We start from the raw sequence: 16,187 nt of genomic DNA, 5'->3' as shown, positions 1-16,187 counted from the left end.
CTTCTGCCGCCACTGCTGTGTCCCCGGCTGCGCGCCTGCGTGGCCTGAAGCCCGACTGGATCTCCGACCCGAAGGTCTGGCGCACCGAGGTCCTGGCCGGCCTGGTCGTCGCCCTGGCCCTGATTCCCGAGGCGATCTCGTTCTCGATCATCGCTGGTGTGGACCCGGCGATCGGTCTGTTCGCCTCGTTCACCATGGCCGTGGTCATCTCGATCGTCGGCGGCCGGCGGGCGATGATCTCCGCCGCCACTGGCGCCGTCGCCCTCGTGATCGCCCCGCTGAACCGTGAGCACGGTCTTGGCCACCTCGTGGCCGCAGTCGTCCTCGCGGGCGTCATCCAGGTCGTCCTGGGCGCGCTCGGGGTGGCGAAGCTGATGCGGTTCATCCCGCGCTCGGTGATGGTCGGCTTCGTCAACGCGCTCGCCATCCTGATCTTCATGGCCCAGGTCCCCGAGATGCGGAACGTCCCATGGGCTGTCTACCCGCTGATCGTCGGCGGTCTCGCGCTCATGGTGTTCTTCCCGAAGATCACCACCGTCGTCCCGGCGCCGCTGGTCTCCATCGTGATCCTGACCGTGATCACCGTCGGCGCGGCCATCGCGGTGCCGACCGTGGGCGACAAGGGCGAACTGCCGTCCTCCCTGCCCGTGCCGGGCCTGCCGGACGTGCCGTTCACGCTCGACACCCTGACGACGATCGCCCCGTACGCGTTCGCGATGGCGCTGGTCGGTTTGATGGAGTCGCTGATGACCGCGAAGCTGGTCGACGACATCACCGACACCCACTCCGACAAGACCCGCGAGTCGATCGGCCAGGGCGTCGCCAACATCGTCACCGGATTCTTCGGCGGCATGGGCGGCTGCGCCATGATCGGCCAGACGATGATCAACGTGAAGGTCTCCGGCGCCCGCACCCGCCTGTCCACCTTCCTGGCCGGTGCGTTCCTGATGGTGCTGTGCATCGTCTTCGGCCCGGTCGTCTCCGACATCCCCATGGCAGCCCTCGTCGCCGTCATGATCATGGTGTCGTTCGCGACCTTCGACTGGCACTCCATCGCCCCGAAGACCCTCAAGCGGATGCCCGTCGGCGAGATCGCCGTCATGGTGATCACCGTCGGCGCAGTCGTCGTCACCCACAACCTCGCCATCGGCGTCGTCCTGGGCTCCGTCACCGCCATGGTGATCTTCGCCAAGCGTGTCGCCCATCTCGCCGAGGTCACCGCCGTGGCCGACCCCGACGGCAAGACGGTGGTCTACCGGGTCACCGGCGAGCTGTTCTTCGCCTCCTCCAACGACCTGGTGGGCCGGTTCGACTACGCCACCGACCCGGACAGGGTGATCATCGACCTGAGCTCGGCGCACATCTGGGACGCCTCCTCCGTCGCCGCCCTCGACGCGATCGAGACCAAGTACGCCCAGCGCGGCAAGACCGTCGAGATCACCGGGCTCGACACCCCGAGCGCTCACCTGCACGGCAAGCTCAGCGGCGAACTCGCAGCCGGTCACTGACCAGCCCCGCGACCCACTCGACAGGGCTCCGGCCCACCCGCCGGGGTCCTCCGCCATTCAAGATCAACTGCGTCGGCCATGGCTCCACGCGGAACTCGCGGACGCCGGTTTCGGTGATGGGCCCGCCCTCCTCGCCCACCTCTGGCCGGGCGAAGAAGACCGCACCCGGACCGTCATGGACGCCGTGCTCGGCGGCCTGCGGACCGGGTGCGGACAGGGAGACGCTGCAACCGAAGTAATCGCAGGTCAGAGAGCATGATCGAAGATCAGGCCTTCTTCGTCTCCCAGAAGATCTTGTCGATCTGGGCGATGTAGTCCAGCGCCTTCTGGCCGGTGGCCGGGTCGGTCGAGCCCTTGGCGGCCGACAGGGCCTTCAGGGTGTCGTTGACCAGCTGGTGCAGCTCCGGGTACTTCTCGAAGTGCGGGGGCTTGAAGTAGTCGCTCCACAGCACGGAGACGTGGTGCTTCGCCAGCTCGGCGCGCTGCTCCTTGATGACGGTGGCGCGGGCCTGGAAGTGCGGGTCGTCGTTGCCGGCCATCTTTTCCTGGACGGCCTTCACCGACTCGGCCTCGATGCGGGCCTGGGCGGGGTCGTACACGCCGCAGGGCAGGTCGCAGTGGGCGCTGACCTTGACCTTGGGGGCAAACAGGCGGGAAAGCATGGAGCAATCCTTCCTCGTGATCGTCTTCTCACAGGGGACATTACTCCGTGGAGGAGTGGATTTGGCGAGTGCCCCCGGGGGCCTAGGACAAAAGTCGGGGGACAGACTGAGACTGGTGGAGGAAGAACCGGGGAGGTGCCGGGTGATGCCGGAGCTGTCGCAGGATGCCGAGCGGGCGGGGGCACCGCTGCCCTTCGGGGTGGCCGAGGTGACGGGGCCGTCCATGGTGCCCACGCTGTACCACGGGGACCGGCTCCTGGTGCATTACGGGGCCCGGATCAAGCCGGGCGACGTGGTGGTGCTGCGGCACCCGTTCCAGCAGGACCTGCTCGTGGTGAAGCGGGCCGCCGAACGGCGCGAGGGCGGCTGGTGGGTGCTGGGGGACAACACGTACGCCGGCGGTGACAGCACCGACTACGGAGTGGTGCCCGACGATCTGGTGCTCGGCCGGGTCCGTCTGCGCTACCGGCCGCGCAGACCGGGTCGGCGGTCGCCGCTGGCGCTGGTGGGCTGGGTGCTGTCGGCGGTGCGGCCGGTGTTCTCCGCCCGCTCGGCCTCCAGGCGTTTGCGGGCGCGGTAGGCGGCCACGTTGGCCCGGGTGGCGCAGCGGTCGGAACAGTAGCGCCGGGAGCGGTTGGTCGAGGTGTCGAGGTAGGCGTTGCGGCAGGGCGGGGCCTCGCACAGGCCGAGGCGGTCCACGCCGTACTCGGTGAGGTGGAAGGCGAGGCCCATCGCGGCGATGGCGGCGTAGCCGGCGGTCGCGTTGGACGGATGGTCGGCCAGGTGCATGTGCCACAGCGGACGGCCGTCGTCGTCACGGAAGTCGTGCCCGGAGATCTGCGGGCTCACCGGGAACTCCAGCAGCAGCGAGTTCAGCAGGTCGACGGAGAGCGTCTCGTCGCCGCTGTCCGCCGCCTCGAAGACCGCACGCAGCCGGGCCCGGACCGAGCGGAACCGGGTCACGTCCGCATCGGTCGCGCGCCGCGCCGCGGACTGGTTGGCGCCGAACAGGGCGCGCACGGCCTCCACCGAGGTCAGGGTGTCCTTGCCCCGGGCCGGTTCCTCGGTGTTGACGAGGCGCACGGCATAGTCCGAGTAATAGGCCAGTTCCACTTGCAGTCCTTACGTGGTGGCTTTATGGTCATGTCAGCGCTTGAGTAACAGGCGATCGCGCTTACAGGGTATTACGTGGCATGGGTGAAGGAGCGGATTCATGACGGACGCGGACACCGGGACCACCACCGCCGCCGACTGGCCTGCCTGGCAGGAGAGCTGGGACCGGCAGCAGGAGTGGTACATGCCCGACCGCGAGGAGCGGCTGCGAGTCATGCTCGACATGGTGGAGGCCGTCGTCGGCACCTCCCCGCGTGTGCTGGACCTCGCGTGCGGCACGGGAACCATCACGGCCCGCCTGCTCGCCCGGTTCCCGGACGCCACCAGCACCGGCGTCGACCTGGACCCGGCGCTGCTCACCATCGCCGAGGGCACCTTCGCGGGCGACCCGCGGGTCACCTTCGTGACGGCCGACCTGAAGGACCCCGACTGGCCGACGGGGCTCCCCCACGACTCCTACGACGCCGTGCTGACTGCGACCGCCCTCCACTGGCTGCACAACGAACCCCTCGCGGATCTCTACGGACGGGTCGCCGGCCTCGTCCGTGACGGCGGTGTCTTCATGAACGCGGACCACATGATCGACGAGACGACCCCCGGGATCAACGCGGCCGAGCGCGCCTTGCGCCACGCACGCATGGATCAGGCCAAAAAGGCCAAAAAGGGTGCCGTCCTCGACTGGGCCGAATGGTGGCAGCTCGCCGCCAAGGACCCCGCCCTCGCCGAGCCCACCGCCCGCCGCTTCGAGATCTACGGCGAGCACGCCGACGGCGACATGCCGTCCGCGGCGTGGCACGCGCGCGTGCTGCGCGAGAAGGGGTTCGCCGAGGCCCGACCGGTGTGGTGCTCCCCTTCGGACACCTTGCTGCTGGCGCTCAAGTGAGCCACGCGGATCCATGGCGAGGGGGCGGTACGGAGATCCGTGCCGCCCCCTCGCCATGGGCCTTCGCCCCGTGCGTACCCGTGCGCGGTGTCAGAGCACCTTGGACAGGAACGACTTCGTGCGCTCGTGCTGCGGGTCGGTCAGGACGTCGCGCGGGTGGCCGGACTCGACCACCACGCCGCCGTCCATGAAGACCAGGCTGTCGCCCACCTCGCGGGCGAAGCCCATCTCGTGGGTGACGACGATCATGGTCATGCCCGACTCGGCCAGGTCGCGCATGACGTCGAGGACGTCACCGACCAGCTCCGGGTCGAGTGCCGAGGTCGGCTCGTCGAACAGCATCAGCTTGGGGTCCATGGCGAGCGCCCGCGCGATCGCCACGCGCTGCTGCTGGCCACCGGAGAGCTGGGAGGGGTAGTTCCCGGCCTTGTCGGCCAGGCCCACGCGATCCAGCAGCTGCCCCGCACGCTCCCGGGCCTGCCCCCTGCCCACGCCCTTGACCTGTACCGGCGCCTCCATGACGTTCTCCAGCGCCGTCATGTGCGGGAACAGGTTGAAGCGCTGGAAGACCATGCCGATGTCCCGGCGCTTCAGCGCGACCTCGCTGTCCTTGAGCTCGTACAGCTTGTCGCCCTTCTGGCGGTAGCCGACCAGCTCCCCGTCGACGTACAGACGCCCGGCGTTGATCTTCTCGAGGTGGTTGATACATCTCAGGAAGGTGGACTTGCCGGAGCCGGAGGGGCCGATGAGGCAGAACACCTCGCCGGACTTCACCTCCAGGTCGATGCCCTTGAGGACCTCCACGGGGCCGAAGGACTTGTGGACCCCCTCGGCCTTGACCATGGCGGGGGAGGACTGGCTCATACCGCGACTCCCTTCGGGCGGCGAGTGGGAAGGACCGCGGCCTTGAAGCGCTGCAGCGGTGTCTGCGGCAGGGAGCGGCTCGAACCGCGGGCGTAGTGCCGTTCGATGTAGTACTGCCCGACGCTCAGGATCGAGGTCATGATCAGGTACCAGGCGGCTGCCAGGAAGTACATCTCGACCGGTGAGCCCGCGTTCTGGCCGATGTCCTGGGCCTCCTTGAACAGGTCGTAGAACTGTACAGCCGAGACGAGCGAGGTCGTCTTCAGCATGTTGATCACTTCGTTGCCGGTCGGCGGCACGATGACGCGCATCGCCTGCGGGATGACGATCCGGCGGAGCGTCTTCGTGTGGCTCATTCCCAGGGCGTGCGACGCCTCGGTCTGTCCCTCGTCGACCGAGAGCAGACCGGCGCGGCAGATCTCGGCCATGTAGGCGGCCTCATTGAGGCCCAGGCCGAGCAACGCCGCCAGCAGCGGCGTCATGAAGGACGACCAGTAGTCCTTGTAGACCGGACCCAGGTTGATGTACTCGAACACCAGGCCCAGGTTGAACCAGACGAAGAGCTGGACCAGGACCGGTGTGCCACGGAAGAACCAGATGTAGAACCACGCGATCGACGAGGTTACCGGGTTCTTCGACAGGCGCATCACGGCGAGCAGGATGCCGCCGGCGATGCCGATCACCATCGACAGCACCGTGAGTAGCAGGGTGTTCAGGACACCGTCGATGATGCGGTCGTCGAAGAAGTACTCGGGGATCGCACCCCAGTTGATCTTGCCTTGCGCGAAGGCATAGACGACCGCGCCCAGAAGGGCGAGCGCGACGACCGCGGACACGTACCGCCCCGGGTGCCGGACCGGAACAGCCTTGATGGCCTCCGGCCCGGCGGGGGGCATTGCGTCGGGACCGGTCGTCCTGTTGACGTCAGCAGTCACAGATGGAGCCTTTCAGAGCCACGTCGAACGGGACGGTTCAGGAGCCGCCGTTGATCTTGGCCTCGGTGATCGCACCGTCTGCGACACCCCACTTCTCCACGATCTTCGTGTACTCGCCGCTGTCGATGACCGCCTGGACGGCCGCCTGCAGAGCGTCCCGCAGCTCGGTGTTGTCCTTGGCGACGGCGATGCCGTACGGGCCCGCCTCGACCTGGTCGCCGACGATCTCGAAGTACTTGCCCCCGCCGGAGTTCTTCACGGAGTACGCGGCGATCGGGAAGTCAGCGGAGACGACGTTCGCGCCCTTGGAGCGCATCCGGGTCTCGGCTTCGGGGTTGGTCGCGAAGTCCTCGATCTTCAGAGTCTTCTTGCCGTCCTTCTCGCACTTCTGCGCCTGCTCCTTGGCGAGGTCGTGGGAGAAGGTGTTGCGCTGGACCGCCATGGTCTTGCCACACAGGTCGTCCCAGGTCTTGATGCCCTGGTCGTCGCCCTTGTTGGTGTAGAGCGAGACGCCCGCGGTGAAGTAGTCGACGAAGTCGACGCCGGCGCCGACCTTCTTGCCGGTGTTGGCGTCGATGCCCTCCTGTCGCTCCTTGGTGTCGGTCATGGCCGACATCGCGATGTCGTAGCGCTTGGATGCGAGGCCGCCGATAAGGGTGTCGAAGGTGCCGTTCTGGAACTCGAACGTCACGCCGAGCTGCTTGCCCATGGCGGCCGCGAGGTCGGGGTCGATGCCGACCACCTTGCCGGAGTCGTCCTTGAACTCGACCGGGGCGTACGCGATGTCCGAACCGACCTTGATGACGCCCTTGTCACGGATCGACTGGGGCAGCTTGTCGGCCAGCGGGGCGGCGCTCGTCGAGGCGGTGTCGCTGCTCTTCGAGCCGTTGTCCTTGGTCTGGTCACCGCAGCCGGTGATGAGCAGAGTGCCTGCGACCGCGATCGCGCCGACCGCTGCCAGTCGGGACTTGGCGGCGGGGGTACGACGGGTGGTGCGTGCGGCCATGGTGGTTCCTCCGGCGGATGAGTGGAATGCCGATGGGTTCGGCCACTGCCGATGGGGACCGGCAGTGCCGCGGGTCGACGGGAGCACACGTCTTCGAGTGTCGCGACCTCGTGTGATTACCGCATCTTGCCATTCGGACTGCTCCATCCAGTGGGGTCGCCATGTCAAAATCGGATAACGGGTGGCGCTCGAACCGCACTGATTCGTTCCAACACGGCCGGACGGTCTGCGGGAATACTTCGTTCCGACCGGAAGATCTCCGGTACATGGCGTGGTATTGGTCGCCCAGCCAGGGTGTTTGCCATGTCTCGAGCGTTTGTCAACCATCTGTCAGTGGATTGTCCTGAAATCAGATGATGAACCCTGGCGCCCGCATGTGACCTTTGCGTTATGGACTCGTCGCCGAAGGCGTCCGTCCGGTAAGAAGGTGCTTTACACCCCTCATCCGGGGATCCAGGGCGCGTGTGCGGCGCGCCCGTCGCGTCTGTGCCCGACGCATCAACCCACCGGGCCCTGCGCGGTCCCGCCCGCTCCTCACCCGGAGCGGCAACCCTCAAACCAAGAACGATTAAGGGGTCAACCAAGTGGCAGCGGAGATTGTCAATCCTCGCAGCGACAGCGAAAGCCGGAACGGTCATACCGAACAGGACGGCGGGGCCGAGCCCCTGGAGTCCATCGACCCGGCATTCGCGCTGCACCGCGGCGGCAAGATGGCTGTGCAGGCCACCGTGCCGCTCCGTGACAGGGACGATCTGTCCCTGGCCTACACGCCCGGCGTCGCGAAGGTGTGCAGCGCGATCGCCGAGCAGCCGGAACTCGTCCACGACTACACCTGGAAGTCCTCGGTCGTCGCCGTCGTCACCGACGGTACGGCCGTGCTGGGACTCGGTGACATCGGCCCCGAGGCCTCCCTCCCCGTGATGGAGGGAAAAGCGATCCTCTTCAAGCAGTTCGGCGGCGTGGACGCGGTTCCGCTCGCGCTGAACACCACCGACGTGGACGAGATCGTCGAGACCGTGGTCCGGCTCGCTCCGTCCTTCGGCGGGGTGAACCTGGAGGACATCTCGGCGCCCCGGTGCTTCGAGGTCGAGCGGCGGCTGCAGGAGCGGCTGGACATCCCGGTCTTCCACGACGATCAGCACGGCACGGCGATCGTGTCGCTGGCGGCGCTGCGCAACGCGGCGCGGCTGAGCGGGCGGGCGCTGGGTGATCTGCGGGCCGTGATCTCGGGCGCCGGCGCGGCCGGTGTCGCGATCGCCAAGATGCTGGTCGAAGCCGGGATCGGCGATGTCGCGGTGACCGACCGCAAGGGCGTCGTCTCGCGCGAGCGTGACGACCTCACGCCGATCAAGCGGGAAGTGGCGGCGTTCACGAACAAGGCCGGCATCTCCGGTTCGCTGGAGACCGCGCTGGACGGGGCCGACGTCTTCATCGGCGTCTCCGGCGGCACGGTGCCGGAGTCGGCGGTGGCGTCGATGGCGAAGGGCGCCTTCGTCTTCGCCATGGCCAACCCCGACCCCGAGGTGCACCCGGAGATCGCGCACAAGTACGCGGCGGTCGTGGCCACCGGACGGTCGGACTTCCCGAACCAGATCAACAACGTGCTGGCGTTCCCGGGGATCTTCGCGGGGGCGCTGCAGGTGCGTGCCTCGCGGATCACCGAGGGCATGAAGCTGGCGGCGGCCGAGGCGCTGGCGTCGGTGGTGGGGGACGACCTCTCCGCCGACTACGTCATTCCGTCCCCGTTCGACGAGCGGGTCGCTCCGGCGGTGGCCGCGGCGGTGGCCGCGGCCGCCCGTGCGGAGGGCGTCGCCCGCCGCTGAGACGTGCGGAGCTGTGTCGGCCCCGTCCTCGGGTGGACGGGGCCGACTGTTTTCCCCGGCGGCCGGGCACACAGCGCGGGCCGGGCGCCGGAAGGCGGGCGGGGCGCCGTGGTGCGGTGCGGCGTGCCGGCAAGAAGGTGTGGCTCACAGTGCCGCGTTGTTCCGTCAAAGGGACGGGCGGCCTATCGTCAAGGTCATGTTCGCTGTCTACGCCGCCCGAATCGACCGTGACCAGCCGCTTTCCGGTCTGGAGCTGGGAGAGCGCCCGGCTCCCGAGGCCCGTCCCGGCTGGAGCACCGTGACCGTGAAGGCCGCCTCACTCAATCATCATGACCTGTGGTCCCTGCGGGGTGTGGGCCTGGGGGAGGACAAACTGCCCATGATCCTCGGCTGCGACGCCGCCGGGGTCGACGAGGACGGCAACGAGGTCGTCCTGCACTCCGTGATCGGACAGACCGGCCATGGGGTGGGTCCGAACGAGCCCCGGTCGATCCTCACGGAGCGCTACCCCGGCACGTTCGCCGAGCAGGTCGCCGTGCCCACCTGGAACGTTCTGCCCAAGCCGAAGGAACTGTCCTTCGAGGAGGCGGCCTGCCTGCCCACGGCCTGGCTGACCGCCTACCGGATGCTGTTCACCAACGCCGGGGTGCGGCCCGGTGACTCCGTCCTGGTGCAGGGGGCCGGCGGAGGCGTCGCCACCGCCGCGATCGTGCTGGGCAGGGCCGCGGGGCTGCGCGTGTTCGCCACCAGCCGGGACGAGGCGAAGCGGAAGCGGGCCGTGGAACTGGGCGCGGTGGAGGCGCTGGAGCCCGGGGCCCGGCTGCCGCAGCGGGTCGACGCGGTCATCGAGACGGTGGGGGCCGCGACCTGGTCCCACTCGGTGAAGTCGCTGCGGCCCGGCGGCACGCTCGTCATCTCCGGGGCCACGAGCGGGGACCGGCCCTCGCACGCCGAGCTGACCCGGATCTTCTTCCTGGAACTCAAGGTCGTCGGGTCGACGATGGGGACCAAGGACGAGTTGGAGGACCTGCTCTCCTTCTGCGCCGCCACCGGTGTGCGCCCCGTCATCGACGAGGTACTGCCCATGGACCGGGCGCGGGAAGGCTTCGAGCGGATGGAGGCGGGCGGGCAGTTCGGCAAGATCGTGCTCACGGCTCCGTAGGTTCGCGGGTCACAGGGTGCGCAGTTCGTGTCGACGGCCGGTCCGGACTCCGGGCCGGCCGTCGGAACCGATCACAGGGCCACCCACGAGTCCCTGACGAGGGTCCTGTACGGGGGAGAAGGGTCAGGGCTTCGGCGTGCGCAGCAGTGCCCCGATCTGGGCTGCCGCCGTGGACAGATGGCGACGGGCGTCGCGGAGTTGATCCGGGGTGATGCCGTGGTCGCGGGCCGCGTCGCGGATGTCGTCCCGGAACCGGTCCAGCAGCCGGTCCAGGTCCCGCGCGGGGTCGCCGGGGGAGTCCGTGGCGCCCTCGTGCGCCCAGGCCGGGGTGTAGTCGGCCGGGAAGTCCTCCGGGGTCTGGGAGTACGACGGTCCGGGCGTCGGGGTGCCGCTCTCCGTGCCGGTGCGGCCGAAGCCGAAGTCCTTGCCGAACTCGCCCACCTCCTTGACCAGTTCACCCAGCCCCTCGCGCAGGCCGGTCGGCCAGTCGCCGCGTGAGAAGTGGTCCTGCATCTGCTCCTGCACCCGCCGGGCGATGCGCTGCACCTCCTCCTGGGCCTGGGCGGTGGCCCGGTCCTGGGCCTCCTTGGCCTGACGGCGGGCGCGCTGAGCCTCGTCGCGGGCGCGGCGGCTCTCGTCCTTGGCGCGCCGGGCCTGCTCCTTCCACTCCTGCTTGGCGCGCCGCATCTCCTCCTTGGCGGCCTGCCAGGCGTCCTTCTCGCCGGGGCCCGTGAAGTCGCCGGGGCCGTGGTCGGGTTCGGTCGCCTTCTCCGCGTCCCGCCCCTGGCGGGCCTGGCCGGCGGCGGCCCGCATCTCGCGGCGCAGGTCGCCGGCCGCGCCGCGGACGTCGGCCTGGATCTCGGCGGCGAGTTCGGCGACCGACTCCCGGATCTCCAGCTCCAGATCGGCCAGTTCACCACTGCGGTCGGCCAGTTCGGCACGGCCGGCGTCCGTGATGGAGTACACCTTGCGGCCGCCCTCGGTGGCGTGGGTGACCAGGCCCTCCGCCTCCAGCTTGGCCAGGCGCGGGTAGACCGTGCCCGCCGACGGTGCGTACAGCCCCTGGAAGCGCTCCTCGAGGAGGCGGATCACCTCGTAGCCGTGGCGCGGGGCCTCGTCCAGCAGCTTCAGCAGGTAGAGACGGAGGCGTCCGTGGGCGAAGACGGGGGCCATGTCAGAGCACCTTCTTGTCGGTCGTGCCGTCGGTCGTTCCGCCGGCCGTGGCCGGTGCGTCCTGCGGCTCGCTCTCCTCCTCGCGGGGCGGGCGGCGCAACAGGGCGATGGAACCGGAGACGGTGGTGGCCCGCAGCTTGCCGTTGCCCTCACCCAGCCGGCCGGTGATCTTGTGGGCGCCCCACTGGCCGTGCACCCGCAGGCCGTCGAAGGCGTTGGAGACGGAGCCGCTCGCCGTGTTGGCCTCGACCTCCGCGTCCGCCGGATCGGGCAGTCGGATCGCGATCTCGCCGGAGACGCTGGCCAGCCGGATGTCGGTGGGACCGTCGGGAGCGAGGTCCACGATCATGGAGCCGCTGACCGAGTCCGCCCGCACCGTGGACCCGGACCCGTCGACCACGGTGAGATCGCCGGAGACCGAGTTGAACCGCAGGTCACCGGTGACGGACTGGGCCTCGACGCTCCCGGACACCGTGTCCGCGCGGACCGGGCCGGAGAGGGCGACCAGCGTCGTGTCGCCCGTGACTCCCCGCACCACCGACGGCCCTTTGACCCCGGAGACCACGGCCCCGGCACCGACCACCCCCACCTCGACCCGCGCCTGCGCCGGAACCGCCAGCGAGACCACCGCGCTGCGGTGCCGTCCCCTGCGGTCCAGCCACTTGAGGAAGTCCTTCCAGAGCAGGTCCTCGTAGGCCACCGTGAGGGTGCCGCCCTGCTGGGTGACCACCAGGGGCGGCCCCTCGATCTCGGAGACCTCCAGGCGGGCGGAACCTTCGTCCGTCCCCACCACGTTCACCGTTCCGTTGACGATGCGTATGCGGAGCTCGCTCACCGGCTCGTCGAACGTGAGCTTCACGGGCTCCGAGACGGACCTTTCGAACATGGTGGAACCTCCTGGGCCGGACTGCCTGACTGCCGGACGGCGAGGCGACGGGACGGCCGACCGGGAGTGGCACCGGCGACGGGCACCCGGCACGCAAGAACCCCGACGCGCCATATCGCGTCTCACGTGATTCACGATATATCGCGGCCAGGGAAAGTCAAGGCACTCGTTCTGGTGATCAGTCCTCATGCAGGAGGGGCGAAATGCCCTGGTGTATGGCCGTGTCGACGGAACGGTCCCAGGCCGGAAGCCGGGGCCGGGAGTGGCGAGAGGGGCTGGAGCGGGCGGGAACGCCCCGGTCGGCTCATGGCGCGCTGCGCGACCGAATGCCCCCTGTTCGTTTACCCGGCTACTCGGCTACTCGGCTACTCGGCTACCCGTGTACTCGCCTACTCGTCGTCCTCGTCGTCGTCCAGCCGGGCCAGCCATGTCGCCAGGCGCTCCACCGGCACCTCGAAGTCGGGGTTGAGGTCGACGAACGTCCGCAGTTGCTCGGCGAGCCACTCGAAGGTGACCTCCTCCTCGCCGCGCCGCTTCTCCAGTTCCTCGATGCCACGGTCAGTGAAGTACATGAGGACAAGGATATGTGTGCGCAAACGGGCCGGGCCGCACCCCCGGAGAGGGGGTGCGGCCCGGTCGGGAACGACCCGTGACGGCGTCGGTCAGGCGTCGAACACCTCACGCACCAGCTGCTCCTGCTCGGCCTGGTGCCGCTTCGCGGAACCGACGGCCGGGGACGAGCCGTGCGGACGCGAGATGCGGCGCAGACGCTCGTCGTGCGGGACGTCGGCGCCGACGGCCAGGTCGAGGTGGTCGATCAGGTTGAGCGCGATGAACGGCCAGGCACCCTGGTTCGCCGGCTCCTCCTGGGCCCACAGGTACTTCTCGGCGTTCGGGTACTTCTTGATCTCCGCCTGGAGCTCGGCACCCGGCAGCGGGTACAGGCGCTCGAGGCGGATGATCGCCGTGTCCGTGATGCCGCGCTTCTGCCGCTCGGCGTCCAGGTCGTAGTAGACCTTGCCGGCGGTGAAGACGACCTTCCTGACCGCGGCCGGGTCGACCGAGTCGTCGCCGATGACCGGGCGGAACTGACCCGTGGTGAACTCCTCCGCCTTCGAGGCCGCCGCCTTCAGACGCAGCATCGACTTCGGGGTGAAGACGACCAGCGGCTTGTGGTGCGGGTTGTGCACCTGCCACCGCAGGAGGTGGAAGTAGTTCGACGGGAGGGTCGGCATCGCGACCGTCATGTTGTTCTGCGCGCAGAGCTGCAGGAACCGCTCCGGGCGGCCCGAGGAGTGGTCCGGGCCCTGACCCTCGTAGCCGTGCGGCAGGAGCAGGGTCACGCCGGACGTCTGGTTCCACTTCTGCTCGGCCGACGAGATGAACTCGTCCACGACCGTCTGCGCGCCGTTGACGAAGTCGCCGAACTGCGCCTCCCACATCACGAGCGCGTCGGGGCGGGCCAGCGAGTAGCCGTACTCGAAGCCCATCACCGCGTACTCGGAGAGCAGGGAGTTGTAGACGTTGTACCGGGCCTGGTCCTCGGACAGGTACAGCAGCGGCGTGAACTCGGCACCCGTCTGGCGGTCGATGACGACCGCGTGGCGCTGGCCGAAGGTGCCGCGCTGCGAGTCCTGGCCGGAGAGCCGGACCGGGACGCCCTCCAGGAGCAGCGAGCCGACCGCGAGGGTCTCGCCCATGCCCCAGTCGATCGTGCCGTCCTCGACCATCGCCGCCCGGCGCTGCAGCTGCGGCAGCAGACGCGGGTGGATGGTGACGTGGTCGGGGATGTTGACCTGCGACTCGGCGATCCGCTTGACGACCTCGGAGGTGACCGCCGTGTTCACCGCCACCGGGAACTGGGCCTGCGGCTCCGAGGGCTCGGCGGCCGACGGCCGGGACGCCGCCTCGCGGACCTCGGTGAAGACCTTCTCCAACTGGCCCTGGTAGTCCTGCAGCGCCTGCTCGGCCTCTTCCAGGGTGATGTCGCCACGACCGATGAGGGACTCGGTGTACAGCTTGCGCACCGAGCGCTTCTTGTCGATCAGGTCGTACATCAGCGGCTGCGTGAAGGCCGGGTTGTCCGACTCGTTGTGACCGCGGCGGCGGTAGCAGATGAGGTCGATCACCACGTCCTTGTTGAACGCCTGGCGGAACTCGAAGGCCAGCCGCGCGACGCGGACCACGGCCTCCGGGTCGTCGCCGTTCACGTGGAAGATCGGGGCCTCGATCATGCGGGCCACGTCCGTCGCGTACATCGACGAGCGCGAGGACTCGGGAGCGGCGGTGAAGCCGACCTGGTTGTTGATGACGACGTGGACCGTGCCGCCGGTGCGGTAGCCGCGCAGCTGCGACATGTTCAGGGTCTCGGCCACCACGCCCTGGCCCGCGAAGGCCGCGTCGCCGTGGATCACCACCGGCAGGACGGTGAAGTCCGTGCCGCCCTTGCCGATGATGTCCTGCTTGGCGCGCACGACGCCTTCCAGGACCGGGTCCACCGCCTCCAGGTGGGACGGGTTGGCGACCAGGGAGACCCTGATCTGCTCGCCGTCGAGACCGGTGAAGGTGCCCTCGGCGCCCAGGTGGTACTTCACGTCGCCGGAGCCGTGCATCGACTTCGGGTCGAGGTTGCCCTCGAACTCGCGGAAGATCTGCGCGTACGACTTGCCCACGACGTTGGCCAGCACGTTCAGCCGGCCGCGGTGGGCCATGCCGATGACGACCTCGTCGAGACGGGACTCGGCGGCCGAGTCCAGAACGGCGTCCAGCAGCGGGATGACGGACTCGCCGCCCTCCAGGGAGAAGCGCTTCTGGCCGACGTACTTGGTCTGCAGGAAGGTTTCGAACGCCTCCGCGGCGTTCAGCCGGCGCAGGATGCGCAGCTGCTCCTCGCGCTCCAGGTTGGAGTGCGTGCGCTCCACGCGGTCCTGGATCCACTTGCGCTGCTTCGGGTCCTGGATGTGCATGAACTCGATGCCGGTGGTGCGGCAGTACGAGTCGCGCAGCACACCCAGGATGTCGCGCAGCTTCATCAGGGTCTTGCCCGAGAAACCGCCGACCGCGAACTCGCGCTCCAGGTCCCAGAGGGTGAGCCCGTGCTCGGTGATGTCCAGGTCGGGGTGCTTGCGCTGGCGGTACTCCAGCGGGTCGGTGTCGGCCATGACGTGGCCGCGGACCCGGTAGGAGTGGATCAGCTCGAAGACGCGGGCGGCCTTCGTGACGTCGTCGTCGTGGGACGCGTCGATGTCCTTGAGCCAGCGGACCGGCTCGTAGGGGATGCGCAGCGCCTCGAAGATCTCGTCGTAGAAGTCGTTCTCGCCGAGCAGGAGGTTCGCGACCGCGCGCAGGAACTCTCCCGAGGCGGCGCCCTGGATCACCCGGTGGTCGTAGGTCGACGTGAGCGTCATGACCTTCGAGATGCCGAGCTTGTTGAGGGTGTCCTGGCTGGTGCCCTGGAACTCGGCCGGGTAGTCCATGGAGCCGACGCCCAGGATGACCGACTGGTTCTGCATCAGGCGGGGCACGGAGTGGACGGTGCCCAGGCCGCCGGGGTTGGTCAGCGAGACGGTGACGCCGGTGAAGTCGTTCATCGTCAGCTTGTTGTCGCGGGCGCGACGGACGATGTCCTCGTAGGCCTGCCAGAACTCGAAGAAGTTCAGCGTCTCGGCCTTCTCGATGCCCGCGACGACCAGCTGGCGGTCGCCGTTCGGCTTGACCAGGTCGATGGCGAGGCCGAACTTGATGTGCTCCGGCTTCACCAGGGTGGGCTTGCCGTCCACCTTCGCGTAGTGCCAGTTCATCGACGGCATCGCCTTGATGGCCTGGACCATCGCGTAGCCGATGAGGTGGGTGAAGGAGATCTTCCCGCCGCGGGCACGCTTGAGGTGGTTGTTGATGACGATGCGGTTGTCGAACAGGAGCTTCACCGGGAGCGCGCGCACGGACGTGGCCGTGGGCACCTCCAGCGAGGCGTCCATGTTCTTCGCGACGGCCGCGGACGGGCCGCGCAGCGTCACCTGCTCGGGGCCCTGCTTGGCCTCGTCGGCGGGCTGCGCCTTGGCGGCCGGGGCCTTCGCGGCGGCGGGCTTGGCGGGGGCGGCCGGGGTGGGGGCGGTGGCGGCCTTCGCCGGAGCGGGCACCTGCGCCGGGGCCTTGGCGGCCGGCGCCGCGGC

At 69.0% G+C, this 16,187-nt stretch carries 14 protein-coding genes and 1 pseudogene; 6 read left to right on the top strand and 9 right to left on the bottom strand.

Annotated features, from left to right (window positions below):
- Window positions 1–17: 17 nt before the first annotated feature.
- Window positions 18–1,508 carry a SulP family inorganic anion transporter gene (locus tag JL475_RS13775; RefSeq protein ID WP_202277884.1) on the top strand — a complete coding sequence of 497 codons (1,491 nt, stop codon included), beginning with the start codon at window positions 18–20 and terminating at the stop codon, window positions 1,506–1,508.
- A 133-nt stretch (window positions 1,509–1,641) separates the two neighbouring features.
- A pseudogene (locus JL475_RS41450) lies at window positions 1,642–1,767 on the top strand (site-specific integrase); the annotation flags it as partial.
- A gap of 7 nt (window positions 1,768–1,774) precedes the next feature.
- Here the strand turns inward: JL475_RS41450 and sodN are convergent.
- On the bottom strand, window positions 1,775–2,170 hold the full coding sequence (sodN, locus tag JL475_RS13770; RefSeq protein ID WP_003992892.1) for a superoxide dismutase, Ni: 396 nt from the start codon (window positions 2,168–2,170) through the stop codon (window positions 1,775–1,777).
- A 145-nt stretch (window positions 2,171–2,315) separates the two neighbouring features.
- On the opposite strand from sodN, the gene sodX reads away from it, so the two are divergent.
- Window positions 2,316–2,750 (top strand): nickel-type superoxide dismutase maturation protease, encoded by a 435-nt coding sequence (gene sodX, locus JL475_RS13765; protein ID WP_202277883.1) that lies wholly within the window; start codon window positions 2,316–2,318, stop codon window positions 2,748–2,750.
- Here sodX and JL475_RS13760 read toward each other — a convergent pair.
- A complete protein-coding gene (locus JL475_RS13760) occupies window positions 2,633–3,283 on the bottom strand; it encodes a CGNR zinc finger domain-containing protein (RefSeq protein ID WP_202277882.1) in 651 nt (216 codons plus the stop codon). The genes sodX and JL475_RS13760 overlap by 118 nt on opposite strands.
- A 100-nt stretch (window positions 3,284–3,383) precedes the next feature.
- Here JL475_RS13760 and JL475_RS13755 point away from each other — a divergent pair, with 100 nt between their 5' ends.
- Window positions 3,384–4,166 (top strand): trans-aconitate 2-methyltransferase, encoded by a 783-nt coding sequence (locus tag JL475_RS13755; protein ID WP_202277881.1) that lies wholly within the window; start codon window positions 3,384–3,386, stop codon window positions 4,164–4,166.
- Between the two features lie 90 nt (window positions 4,167–4,256).
- Here JL475_RS13755 and JL475_RS13750 read toward each other — a convergent pair whose 3' ends face one another.
- The 3 genes from JL475_RS13750 to JL475_RS13740 are packed head-to-tail and all read right to left on the bottom strand — an operon-like array spanning window position 4,257 to window position 6,971.
- A complete protein-coding gene (locus JL475_RS13750; protein ID WP_272932926.1) occupies window positions 4,257–5,030 on the bottom strand; it encodes an amino acid ABC transporter ATP-binding protein in 774 nt (257 codons plus the stop codon).
- Window positions 5,027–5,965 (bottom strand): amino acid ABC transporter permease, encoded by a 939-nt coding sequence (locus tag JL475_RS13745; RefSeq protein WP_202277880.1) that lies wholly within the window; start codon window positions 5,963–5,965, stop codon window positions 5,027–5,029. Before JL475_RS13745 ends, JL475_RS13750 begins: the two co-directional genes overlap by 4 nt.
- Before the next feature lie 37 nt (window positions 5,966–6,002).
- Window positions 6,003–6,971, bottom strand: a complete 969-nt coding sequence (locus JL475_RS13740) for an ABC transporter substrate-binding protein (RefSeq protein WP_202277879.1) — start codon at window positions 6,969–6,971, stop codon at window positions 6,003–6,005.
- Between the two features lie 584 nt (window positions 6,972–7,555).
- Here JL475_RS13740 and JL475_RS13735 point away from each other — a divergent pair.
- Window positions 7,556–8,794, top strand: coding sequence for an NADP-dependent malic enzyme (locus JL475_RS13735; protein ID WP_202277878.1), 1,239 nt, complete (start codon window positions 7,556–7,558; stop codon window positions 8,792–8,794).
- A 196-nt stretch (window positions 8,795–8,990) separates the two neighbouring features.
- Window positions 8,991–9,956: a zinc-binding dehydrogenase gene (locus tag JL475_RS13730; RefSeq protein WP_202277877.1), complete on the top strand. Its 966-nt coding sequence runs from the start codon at window positions 8,991–8,993 to the stop codon at window positions 9,954–9,956.
- A gap of 123 nt (window positions 9,957–10,079) precedes the next feature.
- Here the strand turns inward: JL475_RS13730 and JL475_RS13725 are convergent, their stop codons facing one another.
- The 4 genes from JL475_RS13725 to JL475_RS13710 all read right to left on the bottom strand — a co-directional run.
- Window positions 10,080–11,129, bottom strand: a complete 1,050-nt coding sequence (locus JL475_RS13725) for a PadR family transcriptional regulator (RefSeq protein ID WP_202277876.1) — start codon at window positions 11,127–11,129, stop codon at window positions 10,080–10,082.
- A 1-nt stretch (window position 11,130) separates the two neighbouring features.
- Window positions 11,131–12,015: a DUF4097 family beta strand repeat-containing protein gene (locus JL475_RS13720; protein WP_202277875.1), complete on the bottom strand. Its 885-nt coding sequence runs from the start codon at window positions 12,013–12,015 to the stop codon at window positions 11,131–11,133.
- 389 nt (window positions 12,016–12,404) lie between these two features.
- A complete protein-coding gene (locus JL475_RS13715; protein WP_019058231.1) occupies window positions 12,405–12,587 on the bottom strand; it encodes a DUF6104 family protein in 183 nt (60 codons plus the stop codon).
- A gap of 90 nt (window positions 12,588–12,677) precedes the next feature.
- The coding region (locus tag JL475_RS13710; RefSeq protein WP_202277874.1) for a multifunctional oxoglutarate decarboxylase/oxoglutarate dehydrogenase thiamine pyrophosphate-binding subunit/dihydrolipoyllysine-residue succinyltransferase subunit at window positions 12,678–16,187 on the bottom strand (3,510 nt) is incomplete at its 5' end.

Source organism: Streptomyces sp. M2CJ-2 (assembly GCF_016757295.1).
Lineage (GTDB): Bacteria > Actinomycetota > Actinomycetes > Streptomycetales > Streptomycetaceae > Streptomyces.
Note: the sequence above shows the minus strand (reverse complement) of the source record. Positions and strands in the feature narration are given on the sequence as shown.

Excerpts from the sequence above, each read along its gene's own strand:
- sodN (WP_003992892.1), bottom strand. The coding sequence starts at position 2,170 with ATGCTTTCCCGCCTGTTTGCCCCCAAGGTCAAGGTCAGCGCCCACTGC.
- sodX (WP_202277883.1), top strand. The coding sequence starts at position 2,316 with ATGCCGGAGCTGTCGCAGGATGCCGAGCGGGCGGGGGCACCGCTGCCC.
- JL475_RS13755 (WP_202277881.1), top strand. The coding sequence starts at position 3,384 with ATGACGGACGCGGACACCGGGACCACCACCGCCGCCGACTGGCCTGCC.
- JL475_RS13750 (WP_272932926.1), bottom strand. The coding sequence starts at position 5,030 with ATGAGCCAGTCCTCCCCCGCCATGGTCAAGGCCGAGGGGGTCCACAAG.
- JL475_RS13740 (WP_202277879.1), bottom strand. The coding sequence starts at position 6,971 with ATGGCCGCACGCACCACCCGTCGTACCCCCGCCGCCAAGTCCCGACTG.
- JL475_RS13730 (WP_202277877.1), top strand. The coding sequence starts at position 8,991 with ATGTTCGCTGTCTACGCCGCCCGAATCGACCGTGACCAGCCGCTTTCC.
- JL475_RS13725 (WP_202277876.1), bottom strand. The coding sequence starts at position 11,129 with ATGGCCCCCGTCTTCGCCCACGGACGCCTCCGTCTCTACCTGCTGAAG.
- JL475_RS13720 (WP_202277875.1), bottom strand. The coding sequence starts at position 12,015 with ATGTTCGAAAGGTCCGTCTCGGAGCCCGTGAAGCTCACGTTCGACGAG.
- JL475_RS13715 (WP_019058231.1), bottom strand. The coding sequence starts at position 12,587 with ATGTACTTCACTGACCGTGGCATCGAGGAACTGGAGAAGCGGCGCGGC.